This window comes from Streptomyces sp. SID9727, assembly GCF_010550605.1.
Classification (GTDB): domain Bacteria; phylum Actinomycetota; class Actinomycetes; order Streptomycetales; family Streptomycetaceae; genus Streptomyces.
On record NZ_JAAGNI010000394.1, the window covers coordinates 26,077 to 36,519 of the forward strand.

Sequence of the window (10,443 nt, forward strand, 5' to 3'; positions counted from 1 at the left end):
CACTCTCGGTGTACGCGGACATGCGGACGTCCCCCTCCCGGGTTCCGCGTCCGGCGCGGAGGAAACATGATCCGGAACGAGGGGGAAACACGATCCGGAACCAGTGGAGCCGGCACGTTTCGACCGCCGGGGATCGGTAACCCATCCCATATGGTGCAATTCGGATACACGATGATGACCGAGCAGTCGGGACCGCGGGCCCTCGTCGAGGACGTGGTGGCGGCCGAACAGGCCGGCTTCGACTTCTCCGTGACCTCCGACCACTACTTCCCCTGGCTGAAGTCCCAGGGCCACGCCCCGTACGCCTGGAGCGTGCTGGGCGCCGCCGCGCAGGCCACGACGCGCATCCCCTTGATGACGTACGTGACCTGCCCGACCACCCGTTACCACCCGGCCGTCGTGGCGCAGAAGGCCGCGACGCTGCAACTGCTCTCCGAGGGGCGGTTCCGGCTCGGGCTCGGCTCCGGCGAGAGTCTGAACGAACACGTGGTGGGCGGCGGCTGGCCGGACGCCCGGGTGCGGCTCGACAAACTCGAAGAGGCGGTGGAGATCATCAAGGCGCTCCTCGCCGGCGGCTACGTCAACCACCACGGCCCCCACTTCGACGTGGAGAACGCCAAGCTGTGGGACGTGCCCGAGGTGGCCGTGCCACTCGGTGTAGCCGTCTCCGGCGACCGGTCGTGCGAGATCGCGGGCCGGCTCGCGGACCTGGTGATCGCCACCGAGCCCAAGGAGGAACTGCTCACCGACTTCGACCGGCACGGCGGCGGCGGGAAGCCCCGGGTCGGCCAGTTGCCCGTCTGCTACGACACCGACCGCGACGCGGCGGTGAAGCGGGCTCACGACCAGTTCCGCTGGTCCGTCGGCGGCTGGAAGGTCAACTCGGAGCTTCCGGGCCCCTCCGCCTTCGACCAGGCCACACAGTACGTCCGGCCCGACGACATCGCCGAGGCGGTGCCCTGCGGCGACGACGTCGGGCAGTTCGTGGAAGCGGTGCGCCCCTTCGTCGACGCGGGGTTCACCGAGGTCGCCCTCGTCCAGATCGGCGGAGACCACCAGAAGCCGTTCATCGACTGGGCCCAGGAGAAGCTGCTGCCCGCGCTGCGCGCCCTGTGACACGTGCGTACGCACCCGGCCCGGCGAGGCACGGGTGCGTACGGAGTCACTTCACGTGAGCGGAGCCGTCGCGTCCGTTGGACGACCTGGCCAGCGCCCAGGCCGGAAAGACGAACCAGCAGACGAAGGACCACAGCGCCATCCCGCCCACCAGCCACAGGGCCAGCGTGTTGTGCAGCGCCACGCGCATGATCAGCAGCAGCGCCGAACACATCGTGCAGAACAGCAGCACGAGCCCGAGCAGGGTGAGCCGCGACGCCCACACCACGGTCTCCGGCTTCAGGTGGCGGCCGGTCAGCAGCCGGTGGAAGCAGACGGGCCCGATCAGCGCGGCCGCCGTGGCGGAACCGAGGAGCACGGTGACGACGTAGATCGTCCGGTCGGTGTCCGACAGGGTGCCGAAGCGCGGCTGGAAGACCACCGCCAGCAGGAAACCGAAGAGGATCTGCACCCCGGTCTGCGCGACCCGCAGCTCCTGGAGCAGTTCCGTCCAGCGGCGGTCCGCCCGCTCCTCGGTCGTCTCGTCGCGCCCGCGGTGGACGCCCTCGCGGTCGTCGTCCCCGCGGTCGTTCTCTTCGCCTCGTCCGTTGTCCATGTGCGGTGTCCCTCCCTCCCTCGTGCCGAAACCTTTCTGCGCGGGCCGCCCGGCCCGCGCAGAAAGGTTTCGGCCACGCCCCGCCGATTCAGCGGCTGACGGCCTTCAGAAGCTGCTCCTTGCTCATCGTGGAGCGGCCCTCGATGTTCTTCTTCTTCGCCTCTTCGTACAGCTGGTCCTTCGTGCGGCCCTGCGCGCCCTTGTGCGAGCGCTCACCGCCGCGCTGGGAGGCCGACTTGGGGTCGCGCGTGGACGTCCGGCTCGCCGTCTTCGACTCGCCGGAGCGGGCACGCTCCTTGTTCACCGTGCGGGCGGCGATCTCCTTGGCACGCTTCTCGGACGTGCCGCGCTTCTCCGCGCTCTCCTTCACGTGCTCGTACTGACGCTCACGCTTGGGGCTCGATCCTGCCGGCATGACGCCGTCCTCCTCGCTCTCGTCCTCGGCCACGCGGGCCCGGTCCGGGGGTCACCACCCGGGTTGCCGGGCGGCCACGTCCGAAACATGGCACCGCCTCGGCGGGGACGCCCACCGGGTCGTGCGCTCGGGTGACGCCCACGGCTGCCCGTACGCCCGGCCGACCGGTTCCGCAGGGCCGATCGGGGTCACTCACCGAGCCGCCCATAAGTGAACCCGCCGACTTCGGGTACCGGGGTCTCTGCGAGGCCGGGCCACCCCGGCGCGCGCCGGAAGACGAGGAGGAGCGGCGGATGGTCACGGGAGGGAACGCCCCGGCGGACGGGCAGCACGGTACGGATACGGACCCGGCGCCGGACATGCGGGCCCTCCGCCGTGAGCTGGAACGGCGCGTCGACGGCGAGATTCGCTTCGACGCGGGCAGCAGGGGCGCCTACGCGACCGACGGCTCCAACTACCGGCAGGTGCCCATCGGCGTCGTCGTCCCCCGCACGGTGGACGCGGGCGCCGAGGCGGTCGCCGTCTGCGCCCGGCACGGTGTACCGGTGCTCTCCCGGGGCGGCGGGACCAGCCTCGCCGGGCAGTGCACCAACGTCGCCGTCGTCATCGACTGGACGAAGTACTGCCACCACCTCGTCTCCGTGGACGAGGCCGCCCGCACCTGCGTGGTGGAGCCCGGCATCGTGCTGGACGAACTGAACCGGCAGCTGGCGGACCGCGGCCTGCGGTTCGGCCCGAAACCCTCGACGCACAGCCACTGCTCACTGGGCGGCATGATCGGCAACAACTCGTGCGGCGCGTCCGCGCAGGCGTACGGCAAGACCGTCGACAACGTCCGGCGGCTGGAGATCCTGACCTACGACGGGCTCCGCTGCTGGGTGGGCCCGACCTCCGACGCGGAGTTCGTGGAGATCGTCGGAGCCGGCGGCCGCCGGGCCGAGGTGTACCAGGGGCTGCGCCGGATCGTCGACGCGCATCTCGCCGACGTCCGCCAGGGGTTCCCCAGCATTCCGCGCCGCGTCTCCGGCTACAACCTCGACTCGCTGCTGCCGGAGAAGGGCTTCGACGTGGCCCGCGCCCTCGTCGGCAGCGAAGGCACCCTCGTCACCGTCCTGCGTGCCGAGCTCGACCTGGTCCCCGTCCCGCCCCACGAGGCGATGCTCGTCCTCGGCTACCCCGACATCTGCGCGGCCGCCGACGAGGTGCCGCGCCTGCTGGAACACAGCTCCCCGACGCAGCTGGAGGCGCTGGACGGCCGGATGGCGCAGCTCATGCGCGAGGAGGACAGCCACGTCGCCTCCCTGGACACCTTCCCGGAGGGCGACGGCTGGCTGCTGCTCCAGTTCAGCGGGGACACCCAGGAGGACGTGGACCGGCAGGCGCGCGACCTGCTGAAGGCGCTCGGCCGCGACGAGGACGACCCCGCGGTGACCTTCTCCGACGACCCGCCGCGCGAGCGCCGGATGCTCAAGGCCCGGGAAGCCGGGCTGGGCGTGACCGCACGGCCGCCGGACGGACGGGAGACCTGGGAGGGCTGGGAGGACTCCGCCGTTCCGCCCGAGCGGCTCGGCGACTACCTGCGCGACCTGAAGAAGCTCTTCGCCGAGTTCGACTACGACCACCCCTCCCTCTACGGCCATTTCGGGCAGGGCTGCGTGCACACCCGCATCCCCTTCGCGCTGAAAACCGCCGAGGGCGTCGGGTCCTTCCGGGAGTTCCTGTTCCGGGCGGCCGACCTCGTCGTCTCGTACGGCGGTTCGCTCTCCGGCGAGCACGGCGACGGGCAGTCGCGCGGCGAGCTGCTGCCCCGCATGTACGGTGAGCGGCTCGTCGCCGCGTTCGGTGAGGTCAAGGCCCTGCTGGATCCCGGCAACCGGATGAACCCCGGCAAGGTCACCGACCCGTACCGCACCGACGAGAACCTGCGGCTGGGCCCGCACTGGCGCCCCGCGAACGACGAGACGCACTTCCACTACCCGGACGACGAGGGCTCCTTCAACCGGGCCGTCATGCGGTGCGTCGGCATCGGCAACTGCCGCTCCCACAGCGGTGGCGTGATGTGCCCCTCCTACCGGGCCACGGGGGAGGAGGAGCACTCCACCCGGGGGCGGGCCCGGCTGCTCTTCGAGATGCTCGGCGGCCACCAGGACACGCCCGTCACCGACGGCTGGCGCTCCACCGAGGTCCGCGACGCGCTCGACCTCTGCCTCGCCTGCAAGGGCTGCAAGTCCGACTGCCCGGTGGGCGTCGACATGGCCACGTACAAGTCCGAATTCCTGGCCCACCACTACGCGGGCCGGCTGCGCCCCACCGCCCACTACTCGCTGGGCTGGCTGCCCCTGTGGGCCCGGCTCTCCCGCATCGCACCCCGTCTGGTCAACGCCGCCCTCGACGCCCCCGGACTCCGCCGCGTCGCCAAGCGCGCCGCCGGGATCGCCGACGAGCGGCAGCCGCCCTCGTTCGCCGAGGAGTCGTTCGTCGAGTGGTGGCGGGAGCGGGGGCTGCCGGAGCCCGACCCGGCGGACGCCCGGACCGTGGTGCTGTGGCCGGACACCTTCACGTCCTCCTTCCACCCCGGCATCGCCCGGTCGGCGGTACGCGTCCTGGAGGACGCCGGCTTCCAGGTCGCCGTCCCCCGGCAGGCCGTCTGCTGCGGGCTCACCTGGATCTCCACCGGACAGCCCGCCACCGCGAAGAAGGTGCTGCGCCGGACCGTCGAGGTGCTGCGGCCGTGGATCGAGGCCGGCACCCCGATCGTCGGCCTGGAACCGTCCTGCACGGCCGTCTTCCGGTCCGACGCGCCGGAGCTGATGCCGCACGACCAGGACGTCCAGCGCCTCGCCGGGCAGTTCCGCACCTTCGCCGAACTCCTGGTCAACGACGCCCCCGACGACTGGCGGCCGCCCGTCCTCACCCGGCGGGCCACCGTGCAGACGCACTGCCACCAGCACGCCGTCACCAAGTTCGACGCCGACCGCGAACTCATGCGCCGCGCCGGGCTCGACACCGAGGTCCTGGACGAGGGCTGCTGCGGGCTCGCCGGCAACTTCGGCTTCGAACGCGGCCACTACGACCTGTCCATGGACATCGGCGAGCAGGGCGTCCTGCCCGCCGTCCGGGGCGCCGCGCCCGACGCCCTGGTCGTCGCCGACGGATTCAGCTGCCGCACCCAGATCGAGCAGGGCGGGACCGGCCGCCGCGCCATGCACCTGGCCGAAGCACTCGCGCTCGGACTCGACGGGCCGCTGCCCGCCGTCCACCCCGAGAAGGCCACCGCGCGCCCCGCCCGCCCGGCCCCCGCCGCGAGCCGGCTCGTGACGGGCGCCGCGCTCACCGCACTGACCGCGCTCGGCACGGCCGCGTACGCCGCCCTGCGCCGGAACCGAAGCACGAAGCACCACCACCGATAGGAGAGCGAACCCATGGCCACCAAGGTCTCCGACTACGTCCTGCAGCGACTGCGCGAATGGGACGTCGACCACGTCTTCGCCTACGCCGGCGACGGGATCAACGGGCTGCTCGCCGCCTGGGGGAGGGCCGAGAACAAGCCGAAGTTCGTCCAGGCACGGCACGAGGAGATGGCCGCGTTCCAGGCCGTCGGCTACGCGAAGTTCTCCGGCAAGGCCGGCGTCTGCGCCGCCACCTCGGGCCCCGGAGCGATCCACCTGCTCAACGGCCTGTACGACGCCAAGCTGGACCACGTGCCCGTCGTCGCGATCGTCGGCCAGACCAACCGCAGCGCCATGGGCGGCTCCTACCAGCAGGAGGTGGACCTGCTCAGCCTGTACAAGGACGTGGCCTCCGAGTTCTGCGAGATGGTCACCGTCCCCGAACAGCTGCCCAACGTCATCGACCGGGCCATGCGCACCGCGTACGCCAAGCGCACCGTGACCGCCGTCGTCATCCCGGCCGACGTCCAGGAACTGGACTACTCGCCGCCCACCCACGCGTTCAAGATGGTGCCCTCCAGCCTCGGCGCGAGCGCGTACGCGCCCGTCCCCGCCGAGGACGACATCGCCCGCGCCGCCGAGGTGCTGAACGCGGGCGAGAAGGTCGCGATCCTCGTCGGGCAGGGCGCTCGGGGCGCACGCGCCGAGGTCGAGCGGCTGGCCGAGCACCTGGGCGCGGGCGTCGCCAAGGCGCTGCTCGGCAAGGACGTCCTGCCCGACGACCTGCCGTACGTGACCGGCTCCATCGGACTGCTCGGGACCCGCCCCAGCTACGAGTTGATGCAGGAGTGCGACACCCTGCTGGTGATCGGCTCCAGCTTCCCGTACACCCAGTTCCTGCCCGAACTCGACCAGGCCCGTGCGGTACAGATCGACATCGACCCCTTCATGATCGGTCTGCGCTACCCGTTCGAGGTCAACCTGATCGGTGACGCCCGGGCCACCCTCGACGCCCTGCTGCCGCGCCTCAAGCGCAAGAAGCACGGTTCCTGGCGGAAGAAGATCGAGAAGGACACCGCCAAGTGGTGGGAGGTCATGAAGGGCCGCGCCGCGGTCGAGGCCGAACCGGTCAACCCCGAGTACGTCGTGCACGCACTCGACGCGCTCCTGCCGGACGACGTCATGGTGGCCTCGGACTCCGGCTCCGCCGCCAACTGGTACGCCCGGCACCTGCGCTTCCGGGGCAACATGCGCGGCTCCCTCTCCGGCACGCTCGCCACCATGGGCCCCGGCGTGCCGTACGTCATCGGCGCCAAGTTCGCCCACCCCGACCGGCCCGCCATCGCGATCGTGGGCGACGGGGCGATGCAGATGAACGGCATGGCGGAACTCATCACGATCGCCAAGTACTGGCGCGAGTGGGACAACCCCCGCCTGATCGTCGCCGTCCTCAACAACGAGGACCTCAACCAGGTCACCTGGGAGATGCGCGCCATGTCCGGCGCCCCGCAGTTCCTGCCCTCCCAGTCGCTGCCCGACGTGCGCTACGCCGACTTCGCCCGCTCGGTGGGCCTGGACGGCATCCGCGTCGAGAAGCCCGACCAGGTCGAGGACGCCTGGCACCGCGCCCTGGCCTGCGACCGGCCGTTCGTCATCGACTTCCGGACCGACCCGGCCGTCCCGCCGATCCCGCCGCACGCCAGCCTGGACCAGATCGAGGCCGCCGCGTCCGCCATCGTCAAGGGCGACAGCGACCGGGTGGGCATGGTGCGCCAGGGCTTCAAGGCCAAGGTCCAGGAGATGCTGCCCGGCCACCACGACGGGTCCTCCGACAAGTGACCCCGCGCCCCGGCGACGCGGAAGCCCCCCTCATCGACCGGGTGGAGACCGCCGTCTACACCGTGCCCACCGACGCCCCCGAGGGCGACGGGACCCTGGCCTGGGACGAGACCACGCTCGTCCTGGTCCGGGTGGGCGCCGGCCCGACGAGCGGCCTCGGCTACACCTACGGGGCGCCCGCCACCGCCGCGGCCGTCGACCAACTGCTCGCGGGGGTGGTCACGGGGCGCAGCGCCTGGGACGTGCCCGCCGCCAACGAGGCCATGAGCCGGGCCGTCCGCAACGCCGGGCGTCCCGGACTCGTCGCCCAGGCGGTGTCCGCCGTGGACATCGCCCTCTGGGACCTGAAGGCCCGCCTCCTGGACCTGCCGCTGACCCGGCTCCTCGGCGCGAGCCTCCAGGAGGTCCCCGTCTACGGGAGCGGCGGCTTCACCCCGTACGACGACAGCCGGCAGGACCGGCAGCTGCGCGGCTGGGCGGAGGCCCAGGGCATCCCCCGCGTCAAGATCAAGATCGGCGAGTCCTGGGGCCGCGAGGAGCGGCGCGACCTCGACCGGATCGCGAAGGCCCGCCGCAGCGTCGGGGACGGCACCGAGCTCTACGTGGACGCCAACGGGGCCTACACCCGCAAACAGGCCGTCCGCGTGGCGCGATGCTTCGAGGAACACGGCGTGACCTGGTACGAGGAACCCGTCTCCTCCGACGACCCGGCCGGGCTCGCCCAGATCAAGGCGGCCACGACGGCCGACGTGACGGCCGGTGAGTACGGCTACACCCTGCCGTACTTCTGGCAGCTGGTCACCGCCGGTGCCGTGGACTGCCTCCAGGCGGACGCCACCCGCTGCGGCGGCATCACCGTCTGGCTCCGCGCCGCCGCGCTCGCCGAGGCCGCCGGGCTCGGCCTCTCCGGACACTGCGCCCCGCACGTCCACGCCCATGCCGCCTCGGCCGTACCCAACCTCCGCCACCTGGAGTGGTTCCACGACCACGTCCGCATCGAGGACATGTTCTTCGACGGGGTGCTCGACCCGGCCGGCGGCACCGTACGCCCCGGCGCGTCCGGCGCCCCCGGACACGGCCTGGAACTGCGCGCCGGGGAGGCGGAACGGTACCGCGTCCGGTGACCCGCCGGACCACAGAAGGAGGCGCATGACCCGCCCGCACCCTCCGCACGACAACCCGCCGCCCCACGTCCTGCGCGAGTACGCCCTCGTCGCCGACGGGGAGCGGGGCGCGCTCATCGGCCCCCAGGGCGACATCGCCTGGCTGTGCGCCCCGCGCTGGGACTCCGGCGCGGTCTTCGCCGCCCTCATCGGCGGCCCCGGCCATTACACCGTCACGCCCACCGAGCGCTTCGTATGGGGCGGCTCCTACGAGCCCGGGACACTGATCTGGCGCAACCGCTGGGTCACCGCCGCCGGGGTCATCGAGTGCCACGAGGCCCTGGCCTTCCCCGGCGACGCACGGCACGCCGTCCTGCTGCGCAGGATCCACGCCGTGGAGGGCGACGCCCGGGTGACCGTACGCCTCGAACCGCACGCGGACTTCGGCGCGCACCGCTCGCGGGACGTGCGGCGCGAGCGGCCCGCGGTGTGGACCGGGCACACCGGCCCCCTGCACTGGCGGTGGACCGGGGCCGAGGGCGCCCACCCCGTCCGCGACGGCCACCGCACGGGCCTGGCGGCGGAACTCACCGTCCCGGCGGGCGGCCACCACGACCTGGTCCTCGAACTCTCCGAGAACGAGGACGACATCCGGCGCGGCGAAGCGGTGGCCCCGGACCGGGCCTGGCACGCCACCCGGGACGCCTGGGCCCGCGCCGCCGAGCCGCTGCCCGACTGCCTCGCCCCCGACGACGCACGCCACGCCCACACCGTGCTGCGCGGCCTCACGAGCGCCTCCGGCGGCATGGTCGCCGCGGCCACCACCAGCCTTCCCGAGCGCGCCGAGGCGGGCCGCAACTACGACTACCGGTACGTGTGGATCCGCGACCAGTGCTACGCCGGGCAGGCCGCGGCGGCGGCCGGCGCGCACCGGCTGACCGACGACGCCGTCCGCTTCGTCGCCGCCCGCCTCCACGAGGACGGCCCCCGGCTCGCGCCCGCCTACACCGTCACCGGCGCCCCCGTGCCCGGCCAGGAGAAACTGCCGCTCCCCGGCTACCCGGGCGGCGGAAACCGGATCGGCAACCACGTCAACCGGCAGTTCCAGTTCGACGCGTTCGGCGAGGCGCTGCTCCTGTTCGCCGCCGCGGCCCGGACCGGCCGGCTCGGCCCGGACGGGCGGCGCGCGGCGGACATCGCGGTCGCGGCCGTCGAACGGCGCCACCACGAGCCGGACGCGGGGATCTGGGAGCTGGACGACCGGGCCTGGACGCACAGCAGGCTCATCTGCGCGGCGGGCCTGCGCGCCATGGCCGAGAACGTCCGCTGTGCGCAGGCGGCCTCCTGGGCCGGACTCGCCGATACGCTCCTCGCCCGGACGGCGGCCACCAGCACCCACCCGACCGGGCGCTGGCAGCGCGCTCCCGACGACCCCGGACTCGACGCCGCCCTGCTGATGCCCGCGATCCGGGGCGGGGTCTCCGCCCGCGACCCCCGGACCGTCCGCACGCTCGACGCCTACCGCGCCGAGCTGACCCACGACCACTACGCGTACCGCTTCCGGCACGACGAACGCCCCCTGGCGGAGGCCGAGGGAGCGTTCCTGCTGTGCGGCCACCTGATGGCGCTCGCCGAGCACCAGCAGGGCAACGAGCGCGAGGCGCTGCGCTGGTTCGAACGCAACCGGGCGGCCTGCGGGCCACCGGGCCTGTTCACCGAGGAGTACGACATCGGCCAGCGGCAGCTGCGCGGCAACCTCCCGCAGGCGTTCGTCCACGCGCTGATGCTCGAAACCTCCGTCCGCCTCGCCGCACCGGCCCCCACCGAAGGAGAGACACCGTGAGCCAGAGCGTCGTCATCACAGGAGCGAGCGCCGGAATCGGCCGGGCGGTGGCCCGGGCCTTCGGGGCGCGCGGGGCCGACGTGGCCCTGCTCGCCCGGGGCCGGGCCGGACTCGCCGCGGCCGCCCGTGAGGTGGAGGCGGCC

General features: G+C 72.9%; 8 protein-coding genes. 6 read left to right on the forward strand and 2 right to left on the reverse strand.

Going from position 1 to position 10,443, the window contains the following annotated elements; genetic code table 11:
- Positions 1-150: 150 nt before the first annotated feature.
- Positions 151-1,116, forward strand: coding sequence for an LLM class F420-dependent oxidoreductase (locus G3I41_RS27915; RefSeq protein ID WP_164403143.1), 966 nt, complete (start codon positions 151-153; stop codon positions 1,114-1,116).
- A 46-nt stretch (positions 1,117-1,162) separates the two neighbouring features.
- On the opposite strand, the gene G3I41_RS27920 is transcribed toward G3I41_RS27915, so the two are convergent.
- Both G3I41_RS27920 and G3I41_RS27925 read right to left on the reverse strand, forming a co-directional pair.
- Entirely contained in the window at positions 1,163-1,711 is a 549-nt protein-coding gene (locus G3I41_RS27920; RefSeq protein ID WP_164403144.1) for a DUF6328 family protein, read from the reverse strand.
- Between the two features lie 88 nt (positions 1,712-1,799).
- Complete coding sequence (locus G3I41_RS27925) at positions 1,800-2,126, reverse strand: plasmid stabilization protein (protein WP_164403152.1); 327 nt, start codon at positions 2,124-2,126, stop codon at positions 1,800-1,802.
- A 359-nt stretch (positions 2,127-2,485) separates the two neighbouring features.
- Between G3I41_RS27925 and G3I41_RS27930 the strand changes: the two genes are divergently transcribed.
- From G3I41_RS27930 to G3I41_RS27950, 5 genes are all read left to right on the forward strand, one after another.
- Positions 2,486-5,536 carry an FAD-binding and (Fe-S)-binding domain-containing protein gene (locus G3I41_RS27930; protein WP_164403153.1) on the forward strand — a complete coding sequence of 1,017 codons (3,051 nt, stop codon included), beginning with the start codon at positions 2,486-2,488 and terminating at the stop codon, positions 5,534-5,536.
- Positions 5,537-5,548: 12 nt separating this feature from the next.
- Positions 5,549-7,354 (forward strand): thiamine pyrophosphate-requiring protein, encoded by a 1,806-nt coding sequence (locus G3I41_RS27935; RefSeq protein WP_164403145.1) that lies wholly within the window; start codon positions 5,549-5,551, stop codon positions 7,352-7,354.
- Positions 7,351-8,478, forward strand: a complete 1,128-nt coding sequence (locus G3I41_RS27940; protein WP_343242237.1) for an enolase C-terminal domain-like protein — start codon at positions 7,351-7,353, stop codon at positions 8,476-8,478. Before G3I41_RS27935 ends, G3I41_RS27940 begins: the two co-directional genes overlap by 4 nt.
- 25 nt (positions 8,479-8,503) lie before the next feature.
- A complete protein-coding gene (locus G3I41_RS27945; protein ID WP_164403146.1) occupies positions 8,504-10,300 on the forward strand; it encodes a glycoside hydrolase family 15 protein in 1,797 nt (598 codons plus the stop codon).
- Positions 10,297-10,443, forward strand: a 147-nt coding sequence (locus G3I41_RS27950) for an SDR family NAD(P)-dependent oxidoreductase (RefSeq protein WP_164403147.1), incomplete at its 3' end; no start/stop codon positions are given. The genes G3I41_RS27945 and G3I41_RS27950, both read left to right, overlap by 4 nt.